General features: G+C 35.7%; 16 protein-coding genes. 15 read left to right on the top strand and 1 reads right to left on the bottom strand.

Features of this window, described 5'->3' with window-relative positions; genetic code table 11:
* Positions 1-12: 12 nt before the first annotated feature.
* The 15 genes from nrdF to MHH45_RS09445 all read left to right on the top strand — a co-directional run bounded on the left by nrdF (position 13) and on the right by MHH45_RS09445 (position 16,396).
* Positions 13-981 (top strand): class 1b ribonucleoside-diphosphate reductase subunit beta, encoded by a 969-nt coding sequence (gene nrdF, locus MHH45_RS09515; RefSeq protein ID WP_016113949.1) that lies wholly within the window; start codon positions 13-15, stop codon positions 979-981.
* A gap of 413 nt (positions 982-1,394) precedes the next feature.
* Complete coding sequence (locus MHH45_RS09510) at positions 1,395-2,744, top strand: APC family permease (RefSeq protein ID WP_016113950.1); 1,350 nt, start codon at positions 1,395-1,397, stop codon at positions 2,742-2,744.
* Between the two features lie 219 nt (positions 2,745-2,963).
* Complete coding sequence (locus MHH45_RS09505) at positions 2,964-4,262, top strand: Glu/Leu/Phe/Val family dehydrogenase (RefSeq protein ID WP_016113951.1); 1,299 nt, start codon at positions 2,964-2,966, stop codon at positions 4,260-4,262.
* Between the two features lie 18 nt (positions 4,263-4,280).
* Entirely contained in the window at positions 4,281-4,571 is a 291-nt protein-coding gene (locus MHH45_RS09500) for an SAV0927 family protein (protein WP_016113952.1), read from the top strand.
* A 27-nt stretch (positions 4,572-4,598) separates the two neighbouring features.
* Positions 4,599-4,847: a hypothetical protein gene (locus tag MHH45_RS09495; RefSeq protein ID WP_016113953.1), complete on the top strand. Its 249-nt coding sequence runs from the start codon at positions 4,599-4,601 to the stop codon at positions 4,845-4,847.
* Positions 4,848-4,985: 138 nt separating this feature from the next.
* Complete coding sequence (locus tag MHH45_RS09490) at positions 4,986-7,115, top strand: sigma 54-interacting transcriptional regulator (RefSeq protein ID WP_016113954.1); 2,130 nt, start codon at positions 4,986-4,988, stop codon at positions 7,113-7,115.
* Positions 7,116-7,318: 203 nt separating this feature from the next.
* Positions 7,319-8,812 (top strand): aldehyde dehydrogenase family protein, encoded by a 1,494-nt coding sequence (locus MHH45_RS09485; RefSeq protein ID WP_016113955.1) that lies wholly within the window; start codon positions 7,319-7,321, stop codon positions 8,810-8,812.
* Positions 8,813-10,192, top strand: coding sequence for a putrescine aminotransferase (locus MHH45_RS09480; RefSeq protein WP_016113956.1), 1,380 nt, complete (start codon positions 8,813-8,815; stop codon positions 10,190-10,192).
* Between the two features lie 102 nt (positions 10,193-10,294).
* A complete protein-coding gene (locus MHH45_RS09475) occupies positions 10,295-11,482 on the top strand; it encodes a CaiB/BaiF CoA transferase family protein (protein ID WP_088093993.1) in 1,188 nt (395 codons plus the stop codon).
* 13 nt (positions 11,483-11,495) lie between these two features.
* The gene (locus tag MHH45_RS09470; RefSeq protein ID WP_016113958.1) at positions 11,496-12,713 is read left to right on the top strand and encodes an acyl-CoA dehydrogenase family protein; all 1,218 of its coding nucleotides are present in this window, start codon (positions 11,496-11,498) and stop codon (positions 12,711-12,713) included.
* A 126-nt stretch (positions 12,714-12,839) separates the two neighbouring features.
* Positions 12,840-13,217, top strand: a complete 378-nt coding sequence (locus tag MHH45_RS09465; RefSeq protein WP_016113959.1) for a GntR family transcriptional regulator — start codon at positions 12,840-12,842, stop codon at positions 13,215-13,217.
* Positions 13,217-13,915, top strand: coding sequence for an ABC transporter ATP-binding protein (locus MHH45_RS09460; RefSeq protein WP_016113960.1), 699 nt, complete (start codon positions 13,217-13,219; stop codon positions 13,913-13,915). The genes MHH45_RS09465 and MHH45_RS09460 overlap by 1 nt, the downstream gene beginning before the upstream one ends.
* Positions 13,912-14,703, top strand: a complete 792-nt coding sequence (locus MHH45_RS09455) for a hypothetical protein (protein WP_016113961.1) — start codon at positions 13,912-13,914, stop codon at positions 14,701-14,703. The genes MHH45_RS09460 and MHH45_RS09455 overlap by 4 nt, the downstream gene beginning before the upstream one ends.
* Positions 14,704-14,717: 14 nt before the next feature.
* Positions 14,718-15,620, top strand: a complete 903-nt coding sequence (locus MHH45_RS09450) for an ABC transporter ATP-binding protein (RefSeq protein ID WP_016131270.1) — start codon at positions 14,718-14,720, stop codon at positions 15,618-15,620.
* On the top strand, positions 15,620-16,396 hold the full coding sequence (locus MHH45_RS09445; RefSeq protein ID WP_016113963.1) for an ABC transporter permease: 777 nt from the start codon (positions 15,620-15,622) through the stop codon (positions 16,394-16,396). Before MHH45_RS09450 ends, MHH45_RS09445 begins: the two co-directional genes overlap by 1 nt.
* A 148-nt stretch (positions 16,397-16,544) precedes the next feature.
* Here MHH45_RS09445 and MHH45_RS09440 read toward each other — a convergent pair whose 3' ends face one another.
* Positions 16,545-18,002, bottom strand: coding sequence for an alanine/glycine:cation symporter family protein (locus MHH45_RS09440; protein ID WP_016131271.1), 1,458 nt, complete (start codon positions 18,000-18,002; stop codon positions 16,545-16,547).
* Positions 18,003-18,057: the final 55 nt, after the last annotated feature.

Here is an 18,057-nt window from a genome sequence, read left to right as displayed (position 1 = left end):
AGGGGCGATTCAATGCGCGCGGTAAACTGGAACAAAAAAGAAGACGATTTTAGTTTAATGTTTTGGAAGCAAAACATCGCTCAGTTTTGGACAGAAGAAGAGATCGCTGTATCTTCTGACAAAAATACTTGGGTGCAATTATCAAAAGAAGAGCAAATTGCGTATAAGCGTGTATTAGGTGGTTTAACACTTTTAGATACGAAGCAAGGCGGCGAAGGGATGCCACTTGTACTTGTTCATCTTGAGAATTTACAAGCGAAAAGTGTATTAGCTTTCATGGGTGCTATGGAAGAAGTACATGCGAAGAGTTACAGTCATATCTTTACGACACTCGCAACAGAAGAAGAAATTGATGAGATCTTTGAATGGGTAGATAGCCATCCATTACTTGAGAAAAAAGCGGGTATTATTACAGGTTATTATCGTCGTTTATTGAAGCCACAAGTAACGAAAAAAGAATTATACATGGCTATGGTAGCAAGTGTATTCTTAGAAAGTTACTTGTTCTATAGCGGATTTTTCTATCCGCTTTACTTAGCAGGACAAGGAAAGTTAACAGCGAGTGGTGAAATTATTAACTTAATAATTCGTGACGAGTCAATTCACGGCGTATTCGTTGGTATTTTAGCACAACAAATCTTCGCGGAACTTTCTGCGGAAGAAAAACAAGAAGTGCAAAAAGAAACACAAGAGTTATTGATAGAACTGTATGAAATTGAAATGGCATATACAGAAGAAATTTATACATCCATTGGTCTTGTTGAAGATGTAAATCGCTTTGTTCGTTACAATGCGAATAAAGGGCTTATGAACTTAGGATTAGAACCACGCTTTGAGGAAGAAGAAATTAACCCAATCGTATTAAACGGTTTACGTACAGATACGAAAAACCATGATTTCTTCTCTGTAAAAGGGAATGGTTATGTAAAAGCAACAAATGTTGAAAAGTTATCAGACGATGATTTCGTATTCGATTTTTAATAGATAAGATTGAAAAAGCTGTCTTTCATATAAAGGCAGCTTTTTTGTTATGAATAGTTTACATAATGTTATTATCTCATGGTAAGTTTTTATTCGCCGACTGATTAAAGTTTCACTTCATTTGTATTTATTGGTATGAGAGATTGAATAAGTTATGTCAAAATGAATAGAAAAATAACGAAGCAATTAGAAACATAATCCCACCCGTAATTTCATTGGACCATAAAAAAATAGGGCTGTTTAGTAAATTTTTTAACAAAGGCAATTTTGGCTCGAAAATTGCATGAATATTTAAAAAATAAAGGAGGTTTTTGAAATGACATATATAACATACGCTGTTCGTTGAAAGCGTTTTCTGTTTAGTTATCAATCTTTACATGAAAATTAGATAGAGAAAGTAGGAGGAATGATAGGTGGGAAAAGGAGTTGGGTTAAAACGTTCATTAGGACTTTGGTCAATTGTTATGCTAGGTGTCGGGTATATGACACCAATGGTAGGATTTGATACATTTGGAATCGTTTCTGAAAAAACGGGCGGGCATGTTCCAGGAGCTTATTTAATTGCATTAGCGGGGATGTTATTTACAGCTGCAAGCTACGGCAAAATGGTAAAGGTTTTTCCTACTGCAGGATCTGCTTATACTTATACACAAAAGACAATTAGTGCAAGACTTGGTTTTCTTGTTGGATGGTCAGCATTATTGGATTATTTGTTTTTACCAATGGTGAACGCACTATTAACGAGAATTTATATGTCAGCACTTTTTCCAAGTGTTCCAGATTGGGCATGGGTCATTGGATTTGTCCTACTTATTACACTTATCAATATTATTAGTGTAAATGTTACTGCTAATTTCAATACGTTCCTAGTAACATTTCAAGTGCTAGTAATGGCTGTGTTTGTTTTTCTAGTTATAAAAGGTTTGATAGCAGGAGAGGGAACCGGAGAAGTCTTTTCCATTCAGCCGTTTTTCCAATCAGATATACAAATATCACCGTTAGTTGCAGGGGCAACTATTCTGTGTTTTTCATTTTTAGGTTTTGATGCAGTAACTACATTTTCAGAAGAAACACCAAACGCAAAGAAGACGATTCCTCGAGCTATTTTTCTTACTGCTTTAATTGGCGGAATTTTATTCATTGTCACTACGTACTTTACACAATCCTTTTTTCCAGATGCATCCGTATTTAAAGATCAAGAATCAGCAGCTCCAGAAATTGCATTATACGTCGGAGGAAAATTATTTCAAACTTTCTTTTTAGTAGGAACATTTATGGGAACAATAGCATCAGGCTTAGCTTCTCATACAAGTGTATCGCGATTATTATACGTAATGGGGCGAGATAATGTAATTCCGCAGAAGATATTTGGATACATTCATCCTCGCTTGCGAACTCCAGTATATAACATTATTTTTGTGGGAATTATTGCGCTCTCTGCTATGTTTATTGATTTAGAAACAGCAGCATCTCTTATTAACTTCGGAGCGCTTATTGCATTTACATTTGTTAATTTATCTGTAATTTCCTACTATGTTATAAAGCAAAAAAGATATAAAACAACAAAAGATTTTTTGAATTTCTTAGTTATGCCTATTTTAGGTGCAGGTACAGTGGCTGTGTTATGGTTTAACCTCAATATTCATTCGCTTATTCTTGGACTTAGCTGGGCTGCCATTGGAATCGGTTATCTTTTATATATTACGAACATGTTTCGTTCAGCACCTCCGCAAATGCATTTTGAAGAAGTGCAGGAAATGTAAAATAATAAAAAACATCGGGATTTATCCGGTGTTTTTAATTTTGTAGAGTCTACAATTATGCAATAATGAATAAATCATTCAACTATTCATAAAGAACGTGAGACATTTTGTAAATAAGGGAAAGAGTTGAGGTTGAAACGATAATATAAACATTATATTTCCAGTTGGCACGATTATTGCTTTATAACACTAGTAAAAATAAATAAATGAGGTGTTATCGTGGCAATTCAATCAGAAAAAGAGGATGTAACACAATCTATTCAAGAAAAAGTTGAGTCGGAAAATGCTTTAGAGGAATTTCAAGCCATATTAAAAGAAGCACTCCATGTTTTGCATTATCCAGAGGAAGTATTCGAGTTTCTTAAGAAGCCGATGCGTTTTTTAGAAGTAAGTATTCCTGTTCGAATGGATGATGGAACAACAAAGGTATTTCAAGGATATCGCGCTCAGCATAATGATGCAGCAGGGCCAACAAAAGGTGGTATCAGGTTTCATCCAGATGTTACAGCAGAGGAAGTAAAAGCGTTGGCAGGATGGATGAGCTTAAAATGCGGAGTTACAGGACTTCCATATGGAGGAGCAAAGGGCGGAATTATTTGTGATCCGCAGAAGATGAGCTTTAGAGAATTAGAGTTACTTAGCCGTGGCTATGTAAGAGCAGTGAGCCAAATTGTTGGACCTACTAAAGATATTCCAGCTCCTGATATGTATACAAATGCTCAGATTATGGCTTGGATGCTGGATGAGTATGATCATATTAGGGAATTTGATTCTCCTGGTTTTATTACTGGAAAGCCGTTAATGCTAGGAGGATCACAAGGGCGAGAAACAGCTACTTCTAAAGGGGTATTATACACGCTCCAATTAGTAAGTGAATTAAAACATATTCCAATTCAAAATATGCGGGTAATCATTCAAGGGTTTGGAAACGTTGGAAGTCATTTGGCAAAATATTTATATGATATTGGTGTGAAAGTAGTAGGAGTATCTGATGCTTTAGGTGGCATTTATAACTCAGACGGTCTAGATGTTCCTTATTTATTAGAGAATCGAGATTCTTTTGGTGTTGTATCGAACCTCTTTAGTAAAACAATCTCTAACCAAGAGTTGCTAGAAAAAGAATGTGATGTACTCATTCCAGCAGCAATTGGAGGAGTAATTACGAAACATAATGCAGAAAGACTTGGGTGTAAGATTATCATTGAGGCTGCAAATGGTCCGACAACGAAAGAGGCGATAACAATATTAGAAGAGAAAGATGTTTTAGTTGTTCCGGATATTTTAGCGAACTCTGGAGGTGTTATTGTTTCTTATTTTGAGTGGTGCCAAAATAACCAAGGATATTATTGGACAGAGCAATATGTAGACCAATGTTTAAAAGAAAAAATTACCTCTAGCTTTTCTGATGTATTTAATACTTCAAAACGGTTTGGGGTAAATATGAAAATTGCTGCTTATATAGAAGGGGTTCGTAAAATTGTAGAAGCGTCGCGTCTAAGAGGATGGTTGCATTTTTAAGCTAAAGGGAGGAATCAAATGAAACTGGACATTTTATTAGAACAAATTGAAAAGCAACCAATTGGTTATTACTGTATTGTGTCGAATCATCATCGCTATGATATAGCAGTCACGTATTCACAGCAATTTTTTGGAAAAGCAATGGTTACATCTATTCAAAATGGAAGAATGATTTTATTAAGTCAGGAAGATATCGAAGAAGAGCAATACTGGGCACCTAAGCTAGGAATTGAAATAGAAGATGTAGAAGATTTTCAAAGCTTTTTTCATATGATTCTCCAGTCACAAATGTTGGCAGAGCAATATTAATAGAATAAAGGAAGGGAATGATTCATTTTGTATTATGAAATAGTTACGAGCCCATGCTATGGAACAGTTGAAAAAGTTGCTATTGATAAGGACTCTCGAATTTATGAATGGGAACCATTGTTTGCTATTAAAGATATGAATGGTAAGCTAGAAGTAATTAAAATGGGATGTAGTGGGGAAGTACAATCTTTAGAGGTAGAAGCAGGAGATAAAGTAATTCCAGGTATGGTATTAGCGTATATTCAAGAAGATCTTTTAATTAGTGGGAGTGATTGATTTTAGGGAGGAAGATGGAACTATTCATCTTCCTTTTTTTATTAAAGTAAGTAAAAAAAGTATATTGTCAGATTAATTAAAAAAATCCGATTTTAATGATACAATACAAGTTAAGCAGTTTAAAGGAGGAGTAACAGAATGTTTTCCATTGCTCATAACAAAATTAGACCTATTGTTTCCATATCGATCGATCAATCTGAACAGGAATGGAATATAGATGCTGAAAATATGAAAGAATCTTTTCTGTTTTTAAAAAGAGAAGATCAATTATTTGCATACGTCCATGTTAAGGAGCTGCTATCAAGAAGTAAGCGCTTAACGACTAAAATGTTACTTTCAAATGCTGTTTCACTAGATACAATATGTCATCTTAGCAAAAACATTTCCTTAACAGCTCTCTTTCAAATTATTGGGGCACCTATTGCCATAGTGAAAAATGAAAGAGGAGAGTTAACAGGATACATAAGAAGAGAGGATGTTTTTGCAGAATTATTTAAGCAAGAAAATAAAAGTGTAGATATACTAAAAATCATCTTAACGTCTATTCCAATGGGGATTTTTGTAGTAGACCGTGAAAAGAAAATTGTGAATTGTAATGAATCTGGTTTGAAGATGATTAAATCTACTCCTGAAAAAGTAATGAATGTGCCAGCAGAACAGATTTTTAATGGGGAACATATTCGCAATGTATTTGCAACCGGAAAAACGATTTTAAATCAATTACAAATAACAAATGAGATGGGGGTATTAGTTGACTACAGTCCTATCCCAAACTTCGATCAAAGAATTGAAGGAATGGTCATTATTGTGCAAGATTTACCGATGGTTGAGGATATGGCTATGGAAATTGAATATATAAAGGATTTAAATAAAGATTTACATGCAATTTTATCTAGCATTTATGATGAAATATTAGTAGTTAATCATAAAGGGGAATTAATCCGTTATAGTGAAACCATTATCAATGATTTTTGGGGAGGGGATTTGAAAGATCTTTTAGGAAAAAATCTTTTAGATTTAGAGAAGAAGGGATTATTTAGTCCATCTGTCACGCGATTGGTGCTAGAACAAAAGAAAAAGGTATCAATTGTACAAGAGACAAAAAGTGGTAGAAAGATATTAGCCGTTGGAAATCCTGTGTTTAACGAAAATGGAGAGCTTCATCGTATTATTATTGCCTCAAGAGATATTACAGAAGCAACAAGGTTAAAGACGGAATTGCATGAGATAAAAAAGATATCCGAACAATATAAGAAAGAGTTGGACAGCTTTAAAAATAAAGATCGCTTTCTGAAGAAATTGATTTATTGTAGTCCGAAAATGGAGCAAATTATTACTCAAGCAAAAAAAATAGCTGATTTTTCTTCAAATGTTCTTATTTCTGGAGAATCAGGTGTTGGGAAAGAAGTGATTGCACAAGCGATTCATCAACTTGGAAACAGATCTTCAAAGCCGTTTTTAAAATTAAACTGCGGTGCGATTCCAGAGACGTTGTTAGAAAGCGAACTGTTCGGTTATACGAAAGGTGCTTTTACTGGTGCTGATAAAAATGGAAAAGAAGGATATTTTAAGCGAGCGGATCAAGGGATTTTATTTTTGGATGAGATTGGAGAAATGCCTTTACATCTGCAAGTAAAATTACTCAGAGTATTGCAAGAACAAGAGGTAATTCCAATTGGAAGCACAATACCTACGAAAATCAATGTTCAAATTATTGCTGCCACGAATAAACGCCTTGAAAAAATGGTCGAAGCGGGCACGTTCCGAGAAGATTTATTTTATCGCTTAAATGTAATTCCGCTGCAAGTTCCCCCACTTAGAGAACGAATGGAAGATGTTCCACTACTCGCGTTTCATTTTTTACAAGAGTTAAATGAAAAATATAATAAAAACTATCATTTAACTCCTGATGCACTAAATTTACTAGAGTTTTATTCCTGGCCAGGAAATGTAAGAGAATTACAGAATATGATTGAACGTTTAGTAGTATCAGCAGATGATTCAGTCATTGATGCTGAATTTGTTAGTAAATTTCTAACTCCTGGATATGATTTTAAAAAATCAAAGCCGGTGATTACAAGAGTTTTACCATTACAAGAAGCGTTACATTCTGTAGAAGAACAATTAATTTTACTTGCGATGAAGCAGTATAAAACAACAACAAAGGCAGCGAAGGCTCTTGGGATAAGCCAGTCTTCTGTTAGTCGTAAATATCAAAAAATCATGAATGAACAGGAAATAACGGTTGATACAATTTCGTATTTTTAAAGGAGAAAGGGGGAGTCTACATAGACTGCCCCTTCTCTTTGTTGTAATTATGCGAAATGTAATAATCTATGCGAAAATGCATAACTTTGTATAGGTTATTTATGGAAATCGTCAGTTTTTGTATGATTGCTTCGTATTTCAAATGTTGGCACAATTATTGCTTATATAATATATGAATGATTGACAAAGGGGGATTATATACAGTGCTAGATTTAAAAATGTATCTAAACGGTGAATGGAGAGATTCTAGTAATCAAGAGAAAAGACCGATTATTAACCCTGCGAATGGCAAGGTTATCGCATATGCACCTGAAGGAACGATCGAGGATGCGAAATACGCGATTGAAGTGGCAAGAGCTACTTTTGATAGCGGGATTTGGTCAGAAACATCCGCTGCTGAAAGAGCATCTTATTTATTTAAAATAGCAGATGAAATTGATAAAAATTTGGAAGAACTTGCGCGTCTGGAAACAATGGATAATGGAAAAACATATCGAGAGGCTGAAGGAGATATTGGAGATGCAGCAGCTTGTTTCCGCTATTATGCTGGGCTGATTACAAAGCCGGATGGGCAAACGTATCATGTAGCTGATCCGATGCAAGCTATGGTAGTGAGAGAGCCAGTGGGTGTTTGTGGTTTAATCGTTCCTTGGAATTACCCGTTATTAATGAGTGTCTGGAAAATTGCACCTGCTTTAGCAGCTGGAAACACGATTGTGTTTAAACCTTCTGAAGTGACACCAATCACTGCAACAAAATTATTCGAAATAATGGAAAATGTAGAGCTGCCAAAAGGTGTTGCCAATATGGTAATGGGTGCCGGGCCAACAGTAGGAAATGAGATCGCAGCAAGTAATAAAGTTGATATGATCTCCTTTACGGGCGGAACAAAAACAGGAAAGCACATTATGAGAACAGCGGCAGATAATATGAAAAAGATTTCGCTAGAACTTGGCGGGAAATCTCCAAATATTATTTTTGCAGATGCAGATTTTGAAACAGCTGTTGATTATGCTCTGTTTGGTATTTATGCAGGTGCTGGACAAGTATGTTCAGCAGGATCAAGAATTCTTGTAGAAGAAAGCGTTTACGATAGATTTGTTAATCGTTTCGTAGAACGAGCAAAGCAAATTAATGTTGGACCTGGTGATAACCCAGAATCAGAGATGGGGCCACTTGTAAGTCAAGAGCATATGGAAAAAGTATTACGCTATATAGAGATTGGAAAAGATGAAGGAGCAGAAATTGTTTGCGGAGGAAAGCGTATACTGGCGGATGGGAAAGGTGATGGTTTCTTTATTGAACCAACGGTCTTTGTCAATGTAAAACCTGATATGCGTATTGTGCAGGAAGAAATTTTTGGTCCTGTTGTAGTTATCCAAAAATTCAAAGATGAACAGGAAGCAATTGAACTAGCAAACGGTACAGATTACGGCTTAGCTGGAGGTGTATTTACAGTTGAGGGTGCTAAAGCGATGCGTGTAATCCGTAAGCTCCGCGCAGGAATTACGTGGATTAATAGTTACCACCCAACATACAACGAGGCGCCTTGGGGCGGATATAAACAAAGTGGTATCGGTCGTAGCTTAGGAACGTTTGGTTTAGAGGAATTCCAAGAAATTAAGCAGATTAATATAAATCTAGAAGTAGAACCAATTGGTTGGTTTGCAAATAAAAAGACTGTAGAGGTGAAATAGATGGGAACGAATGTGAAAAATAAATCTAACGAACAAGATGCGAAGAATACGAGTGTAAATGATTATATTACGAAAGTACTGCAATTAATTGAAAAAGAGAAAGTATCCGAAGAAGAAGTAAACTGGATTACGAAAGAAACGGTAGATGGGTTCCGCGAACATGTAAATCCTGGCTTCCTCGCATATAGAAAAACAGTAACAAAAGATGGGCAATTTGCAGCAGTAGAATGGTCTGATGAAGGATCTTGCTTCATGGATATCAATGGTAAAAAATATATTGATTGTTTAGGTGGATTCGGAATTTATAATGTTGGACACCGTAATCCAAAAGTGGTAAAAGCTGTAACGGATCAGTTAAAGCGTCAAGCATTGCATAGTCAGGACTTACTAGATCCACTTCGTGCGATTCTTGCAAAAATTTTAGCGGATATTACACCTGGTGATTTGAAATATGCTTTCTTTACAAATAGTGGGACAGAAAGTGTAGAGGCAGCATTAAAATTAGCAAAAATGTATAGTGAGCGAACAACTTTCATTTCCACAACACGTGCTTTCCACGGTAAGAGTCTTGGTTCTTTATCTGGAACAGCAAAAGGAATGTTCCGTAAACCATTCTTACCATTAATTCCAGGCTTCCGTCACGTCCCATTTGGTGATATTGATATGATGAGAAAAACATTTGAAACATGCGCGTTAGTTGGAGAAGATGTTGCAGCTGTTATTTTAGAACCAATCCAAGGAGAGGGCGGTATTATTTTACCTCCAGAAAATTATTTGAAACAAGTGAGAGAGCTTTGTGATGAATTCGGATCATTACTTATTTTTGATGAAGTACAAACAGGAATGGGACGCACTGGGAAAATGTTTGCTGCAGAATTATATGATGTTGTACCGGATATTATTTGTCTTGCAAAGGCATTTGGCGGGGGCGTAATGCCAGCGGGTGCAATTGTTGCTAAAGAAAAAGTATTCAAAAGCTGGTTTGAAAATCCATTCATGCATACAACAACGTTTGGTGGAAATCCCCTTGCATGTGCTGCTGCAATTGCAACAATCCATGTATTATTGGAAGATAAATTACCAGAACGAGCTGCGGAAGTTGGGGAGTATTTCTTAAAAGGGTTGAAAAAGGCAGCGGAAGGACATGAAGACAAAGTGTTTGAAATCCGTGGCCAAGGTTTAATGATTGGTATTGAGTTCCATAAGGATGAAATTGGTTATGAAGTATCGAAGGCGATGTTTGATCAAGGAATTCTTGTTGCAGGAACATTAATCAATTCGAAAACAATTCGTATCGAACCATCGCTTACAATTAGTTATGAAGAAGTAGATACAGTGATCAATGCATTCAAATCCGTATTATCACAAGTAAAAGCATAATAATATTTTATACAATAGCGTGTAAATACAAACCAGTAAAACCAACATGTCTCCTTTTTTTCTCATTGGTTTTACTGGTTTTTACTATAGGAGGAGAAGGGGTTGGAGGGAGCATTACACGGAATCAAAATTATTGATTTATCTCGGGTTCTTGCCGGTCCTTTTTGTACGATGATTCTCGGTGATTTAGGGGCTGAGGTAATTAAAGTTGAGAATATAGGAAATGGTGATGATACAAGAGGATGGGGACCGCCTTTTGTAGAAGGAGAAAGTGCTTATTTTCTTTGTGCGAATCGCAATAAAGAGTCGTTTACATTAAATTTAAAATCAGAAATGGGAAAGGATATTTTGAAAAAGCTTGTTTCTCATGCTGATATCGTTGTGCAAAACTTCAAGCCTGGGACACTTGAAAGAATGGGACTTGGTTATGATGTGTTACAGGAAGTGAAGGGAGACATTATTCTAGCTTCTATTAGTGGGTTTGGTCAAAAGGGTCCTGCTTCACATCTTCCTGGCTATGATTATATGATTCAAGCAATGAGTGGGCTTATGAGTATAACAGGAGGAAAGGATGAAGAGCCTGCAAAAGTAGGGGTTGCCATTTCAGATGTTCTCACAGGTCTTTTTACGTGTATCGGGATTTTAGCGGCTCTGCAGCACCGGAATAGAACGGGAGAAGGGCAAGAAATTGATATTTCTTTATTTGATTCCCAATTAGCAGCATTAGTAAATGTAGCGAGTAATTATTTGTGTACAGGAGAATTGCCAGAGAGACTTGGGAATCAGCATCCGAATATTGTTCCGTATCAAGTGTTTAAGGCGAAGGATGGAGACCTTGTTGTTGCGGTCGGAAACGATGAACAGTTCCATAGGTTTTGTGTATTGCTTGGTAGACAAGATTTATCTCGTTTAGATCGTTATACAACAAATGCAAATCGCCTTTTGTATAAGGAAGAGCTCATAGACATAATTGCAAAAGAAATGAAGAAGAAAAAGAAAGAGGAATGGAAACAATTGTTGGATGAAGCAGGTATTCCAAATGGACCAATTCTCAATGTGAAAGAAGCGCTAGAAACAGAGCAAGCAGGGGCGCGAGAGATGACAGTTCATATGGAGCATCCAACAATTGAGAATCTTAAACTTGTAGGTTCACCATTAAAACTTGCAAAGACACCGGTGCGAATGCAGAAACATCCGCCACTCCATGGAGAACATACAGAACAGATTTTGAAAAATTTGGGGTATTCTCAGGAAAGTATTAGGGAAATGAAAAAAAACCAATGGATATAAGGAGGCAGTACAAATGAATTTTTCTTTATCAGAAGAACAACAAAGTGTTAGAAAAGTAGTGAGATCATTCGTAGATAATGAAATTATCCCATACATTAAAGAATGGGATGAAAAAGGGCATTTTGAAGAAAAAATCTTGAAGCGTTTAGCAGAATTGCAATTTATGGGCGTTTGTATTCCAGAGCAATATGGCGGCGTGGGTATGGATTATAATACGCTGGCTATCATTTGCGAGGAATTGGAACGCGGTGACACAGCTTTCCGTACAGCTGTATCTGTACATACAGGGTTAAATAGTATGACACTTCTGCAATGGGGAACAGAAGAACAAAAACAAAAGTACCTTGTTTCACAAGCGAAAGGTGAAAAAATTGGGGCTTTCGGTTTAACAGAACCAAATGCAGGGTCAGATGTTGTTGCTATGCAAACAACAGCAGTGAAACAAGGTCATCACTATGTATTAAATGGATCTAAAACATGGATTTCGTTATGTGATGTTGCAGATCACTTCTTAATATTTGCGAAAACAAATCCAGAATTAAAGCACCGAGGTATTTCTTGTTTTATCGTAGAACGAACATTTCCAGGAGTATCGACAAAAGCGATAAAAGGAAAGCTTGGTATTCGAGCTGGAAATACAGGTGAAGTATTTTTAGATGATGTAAAAGTACCAGTGGAAAACCTTCTTGGAGAAGAAGGTGAAGGGTTTAAAATTGCAATGGCTTCATTAGATAATGGACGTTTCACAGTAGCAGCAGGCGCATGCGGACTCATTCAAGCAAGCTTAGAAGCGAGTGTAAAGTATTGTGAAGAGAGAAAGACATTTGGTAAAGAAATTGGAAAACATCAGCTTGTACAGCAAATGATTGCGAAAATGTCTGCGAATCTTGAAATATCACGTTTATTGGTTTATAAAGCAGGATGGCTAAAAAATGAAGGGAAACGTAATACACGTGAAACGTCTTTAGCGAAATGGATCGCTTGTGACGCTGCATTTGAAGCGGCAAATGATGCAGTGCAGGTGCACGGGGCATATGGATATTCAAATGAATTTCCAGTAGAACGATATTTGCGAAATGCAAAAGCTCCAGTTATTTACGAAGGAACACGTGAGATTCATACCATTATGCAGGCAGAATATGCACTTGGCTATCGTTCTGATAAGGAACTCCGTAATATGTTACCGAAGTGGCCTTTTGAAGAAAGTGAGGCAGAAATGGTAACGAAATAAAATAGGAAGGTAGTGCAACGAAGGTTGCACTACCTTTTTTGTTATATTTTTAATTTACAAGTATTTACATCCCTTTTGTCTTAGTGTACTATTTAACTAGTACACTAAGACAAAAGGAGGGAAGAAATGAAAATAGAATTTTCTCCTAACACACCGATTTATATTCAGGTGATGGAATACATAAAAAAAGAAATTGTAACAGGTCATCTATCACCTGGCGACAAAATTCCCTCTGTACGTGAATTAGCAAGCGAGTTACAAGTAAATCCAAATACGATCCAGCGTACATTTCAAGAGCTAGAGCGAGATGGTATTGTTGTAACACGTAGAGGGATGGGAAGATATGTAACAAGCGAGGGAGAGAAAATTATGGAGCTGCGCAAAGATATGGCAAAAGAGTTGCTTCATTCTTTTATAAACGGAATGGACAATTTAGGTTTTACAGAAGAGGAAATTCTCTCAATCCTCCGTTCCTCATTGGAAGAGAAAAGGGAGGAGAGCTGATGACAGGGCTATTAAAAATAGAGAACTTATGGAAGCGATATGGTTTAAAGGCAGTGATTCGTGAGCTAAACCTAGAGATTACAGAAGGAAAGATTATTGGCCTTGTTGGAGATAACGGTAGTGGCAAAACGACATTATTAAAAATGATTGCAGGTTTGCAGCACCCTTCGGAAGGAAATGTCACAATTGCAGGTAAGAAGGTGGGTTTAGAAACAAAAAAGATTGTTTCATTTATGCCGGATCGACCTGTATTTGATGAGTGGATGACTGTAAAAGATGCTATATTTTTCTATCGTGATTTTTATCAAGACTTTGAGATCCAAAAGGCAGTAGATGCAATCACTGAATTTAAAATACCATTAGAAGAAAAAATTAAAGTATTGTCAAAGGGAATGATTGAAAAATTACAGTTGATTTTAACATTTTCAAGAAAAGCAAAACTCTACATATTAGATGAACCGCTTGGCGGAATTGATCCCGTTTCACGTGAACATGTGCTAGAACTCATTTTACAGTTTTATCGTGAAGACAGTACGATTTTAATTTCGACTCATTTAATTGGAGAGATTGAAAATATATTTGATGAAGTCACCTTTTTGAAGGATGGAGAGATTGTACTGCATGAAAATGTAGAAGAACTGCGTTTTCAAAGAGGGAAAGCGGTGACTGAATTGTTTAAGGAGGTGTTTGGGAAATGAGTCAACTCCTTAGATATTTATATAATTGTAATAAAAAGAAGGTATGGGTAATTTATTTCGGATTTATTACCACTTCATTAATTCTATTATTTAATATGAAGGGATCTTCGGGGGTAAGGGTTTCAAATAGACAAGATATAATATTAATTATATTTATATTATTATTTTGTATGACTGCATTTTCTATCTTCTTACTGGCGATCTCTTCTTTCAGAAAAATAGTGAGAGGATCTATGATTCGGTATGCTGCAATTCCATCAAAGAAATATATATATGCGAATTTATTGTTTTTTATAATAATGTTTACTCTGTTGTCTTTAATAGGCATTGTTTTTTTACATCTTCTTTCTTTAAATATATATGAGAACAAGGCAAGTGGAGAGGTTCAACAGGGCATTAATAGTTTGTACAATTATGGTTTATTACACCATCTGTTCTCTATCTTTTTATGGCTTGTAGATTTAATAAGTACATTAATTTCTGTGTATTTCATAATCGTAGTTATAAAACTATTTAATGTGAAATCCTCATTAAATAAGGTGCTATTTATATTTTTCTTTGTCGTTTTCGGTGGAATCCAGTTTTTTATAACTAATATGTTAGCAAAAATAGATAGATATGTATTTTCTGTAAAGAATGTTGGATTTATAGATAAAAATGGTTTTTTCGAAACATCTTTTTATTTTAATGATGGTTCAAATATTTCTTATTTAAGTTTTAGTTTATTGTTAATCTTTCTATTGGTATTAATAACAGGTCGCATCATCGATAAAAAACTAGAAGTCTAAAGGAGGAACAATCATTGGGAAACGTAGTAGTGAAATTAGAAAACGTCCATAAAAAAATAGGAAAAAATGAAATTATTCGTGGTCTTTCATTTGAAGTTCGTGAAGGGGAGGTATATGGATTTCTTGGACCGAATGGAAGCGGGAAAACGACGACAATTCGGATGATGACTGGTCTGATTTCAATGACAAAAGGCGATATCACAATTTGTGGTCATAGCATTCGTACAGAACGTGAGAAGGCGTTAGAACAAATTGGAGCGATTGTCGAGAATCCTGAACTCTATGACTATATGACAGGAATGCAAAATTTAAGGCATTTTGCAAATATGGCAATTACACCAATTAGTAAAGAGCGTATCGTTGAAATTGTAAAGCTTGTTGAATTAGAGCATGCCATTCATAAAAAAGTGAAAACATATTCACTTGGAATGAAACAACGTCTTGGTATTGCGCAAGCACTTTTACATAATCCGAAAATTTTAATATTAGATGAACCGACAAACGGATTAGATCCAGCGGGTATTCGCCAAATTCGTGATTATTTACAACGATTAGCGAAAGAAGAAAACATTGCGGTTATCGTATCAAGTCATTTATTAAGCGAAATTGAACTTATGTGTGATCGTGTAGTTATTATTAAGCAAGGTCAGTTTGTGCAAGAGTATAACTTACATGAGCAAGCAAAGCATGGTGAAACGGTTGTAGTGGCATTTGAGGTAGATCAAATTCAGAAAGCGAATGAAATTATTAAAGGTAAGGCACAAGGAAGCGTAGTTGAGACATCTGTAGCGAAAGAAAAGATTCCGCAAATTGTAAAACAACTTGTGCATGCTGATGTACTTGTATATGGTGTGACAGTGCAAAATAAAACGTTAGAGGATGAGTTCTTAGCGATTACTGGGGGAGTGAAAGCGTAATGTTTAAATTAATTCAAAATGAATTGCTAAAGTTACATGCGAAAAAAGGTATGTATATATTGATAGGTGTAATTGCTGCATTGGAAGTTTTAGGTGTCCTCGCAATATTAAAATGGGGTGAAGCTAAAGATTTTAATGGAACATATTTAGATTTTACGAAGTCAGATATTAGTTTAGTTATTTTATTTGCAACAATTTTCGGTATTACGATTGCTTCTCGTACGATTACAGAGGAGTTTCAAAAAGGAACGATTAAGCAATTATTAATTCGTCCGAGAAAAAGAATTATGATTTTATTTTCTAAATACATTTCTGTATTACTAACAATGTTATTTGTTGTCTTTGCTGGTATGTTAATTGCAATGATTATCGGTGCAATTGCAATGGACGGAGGGAAAACAGATTTAACGTTAAGCATATTGCTTAAGTCAATCTTATATCAACTTCTTGCACCGTTCTTCTTTGCAACACTTGCCTTTTTCTTGGCAAATGTTTTTAGAAAATCAGTATTACCATTAATCATTACATTGTTCCTATTCTTCTTGCAAGGGGCAATTAATATAGCTCTTATGATGTTTGCAAAAGGTATTGCTAAATTTGTTGTGTTTTTCCATTTGAACTTAAGTATGTACGACAGCAACAAATTAATTAGTGGCGGTGTTGAACCACCATTTACAGAATTTAATTTCACAACATCGCTATTACTTGTAATTGTGTATTTTGTAGTGTTACTTGTTGCATCGAGTGCATTATTCCAAAAGCGTGATGTATTATAAAATATTTATATAAACAATAATATATATGAAGAACTAAATGAGTATAAAAAGAAAGGTGTTATTAAATCAAATCGATTTGTATTTTTAGTAATATGACTTTACATGTATATATGAAATAAAAAAGATCCCCGGCAAGCGGGGATTTTCCTTAACCAACTTTTTCTTCTGTTTTTTCACGATCCCAGCATTCTGTATTTTCTAAACCAGGAATGCTGTCAGCGTAGAAGACTGGGTCTTGTCCAGCCTCTTTTTGCTTCATATAGTCTTTCAATGCTGCAAATGCATATTTGCTTAAGAAAATAATTGTAACTAAGTTGAAAATTGCCATAACGCCCATGAATAGGTCAGCTAAATCCCATACAACTTGAATGGTTGCAACAGAACCTAGGAATACAATACCAATTACAGCGATGCGGTAAATCATAAGTGTTGCTTTACTTCCTTTTAAGAACTCGATATTTGTCTCACCATAATAGTAATTTCCGATTAGAGAACTGAAAGCAAACAAGAAGATTGCTACAGCGACAAAGATTGGAGCCCAAGGACCAATATGCGCTTTTAACGCTTCTTGTGTTAACTGAATACCATTTAAATCTGTTCCAGTATGAACGTCCGATAAAAGGATAATAAAAGCAGTACAACTGCATATTAATAATGTATCTGTAAAGACACCAAGTGTTTGAATAAAACCTTGTTTAACAGGGTGTGTTACGTTAGCAGTCGCAGCTGCGTTTGGTGCACTACCCATACCAGCTTCATTGGAGAATAAACCACGTTTGACACCAAGTAAAACAGCTGCACCAAAGCTACCGCCCGCGATTTCTTTTATGCCAAATGCGTGTGCTAAAATTTCTTTTATCATTTCTGGAATCAATGTAATATTTGTCACGACAACAAATAGTGCAACTGCAACATAAATGATTGCCATAACTGGTACAATCATTTCTACAACACGTGCGATTCGCTTTACGCCACCAAAAATAATAACAGATAATAGGGCAGCTAATGAAACTCCAACTATTTTTGGATCGATATGAAAAGCACCATCGAATGCAGATGTTACGGTATTTGCTTGTACAGCGTTAAAGACTAAACCGAAACTAACTGTGATTAAAACGGAGAAAATCATACCCATCCAGCGTTTGTTTAAACCTTTTTCCATGTAGTATGCTGGTCCACCACGGAATGTTTTACCGTCTTGAATTTTATAAATTTGTGCAAGTGTACTTTCAACGAAAGCAGATGCGCCGCCAATCATAGCGATAAGCCACATCCAAAAGACAGCACCTGGTCCACCCGTAGAAATAGCAATTGCTACACCAGCTAAGTTACCTGTTCCAACACGTGATGCTGTACTCATGCAAAACGCTTGGAATGAAGAAACACCATGCTTTTCTTTTTGTGCTTTACGTGTAGAAGGGCTTGCGCCATCGCCTAGCAAACGGATCATTTCACGAATGTGACGGAACTGAACAAATCCAGCTCTTATTGTAAAATAACAACCTATAGTGATTAACAATGTAATTAAAATATAACCCCATAAATATTCGTTTGTTGTTGTAATAAACTTATGAATCGGAGTAATGACATTTTCAAAAAAATCCATGTACGTAATCCTCCTTATTCTTATCATGATAATGTGTTTTGAAAAAATAGGTATA

This window comes from Bacillus sp. FSL K6-0042 (assembly GCF_038006685.1).
Classification (GTDB): domain Bacteria; phylum Bacillota; class Bacilli; order Bacillales; family Bacillaceae_G; genus Bacillus_A; species Bacillus_A pseudomycoides.
The sequence above is the reverse complement of the archived record's forward strand: the minus strand, read 5'-3'. Positions and strand labels throughout refer to the sequence as shown.

Coding starts and splice junctions, on each gene's coding strand:
- nrdF (WP_016113949.1), top strand. CDS start 13: ATGCGCGCGGTAAACTGGAACAAAAAAGAAGACGATTTTAGTTTAATG.
- MHH45_RS09500 (WP_016113952.1), top strand. CDS start 4,281: ATGAAACTGGACATTTTATTAGAACAAATTGAAAAGCAACCAATTGGT.
- MHH45_RS09490 (WP_016113954.1), top strand. CDS start 4,986: ATGTTTTCCATTGCTCATAACAAAATTAGACCTATTGTTTCCATATCG.
- MHH45_RS09480 (WP_016113956.1), top strand. CDS start 8,813: ATGGGAACGAATGTGAAAAATAAATCTAACGAACAAGATGCGAAGAAT.
- MHH45_RS09470 (WP_016113958.1), top strand. CDS start 11,496: ATGAATTTTTCTTTATCAGAAGAACAACAAAGTGTTAGAAAAGTAGTG.
- MHH45_RS09465 (WP_016113959.1), top strand. CDS start 12,840: ATGAAAATAGAATTTTCTCCTAACACACCGATTTATATTCAGGTGATG.
- MHH45_RS09460 (WP_016113960.1), top strand. CDS start 13,217: ATGACAGGGCTATTAAAAATAGAGAACTTATGGAAGCGATATGGTTTA.
- MHH45_RS09455 (WP_016113961.1), top strand. CDS start 13,912: ATGAGTCAACTCCTTAGATATTTATATAATTGTAATAAAAAGAAGGTA.
- MHH45_RS09445 (WP_016113963.1), top strand. CDS start 15,620: ATGTTTAAATTAATTCAAAATGAATTGCTAAAGTTACATGCGAAAAAA.
- MHH45_RS09440 (WP_016131271.1), bottom strand. CDS start 18,002: ATGGATTTTTTTGAAAATGTCATTACTCCGATTCATAAGTTTATTACA.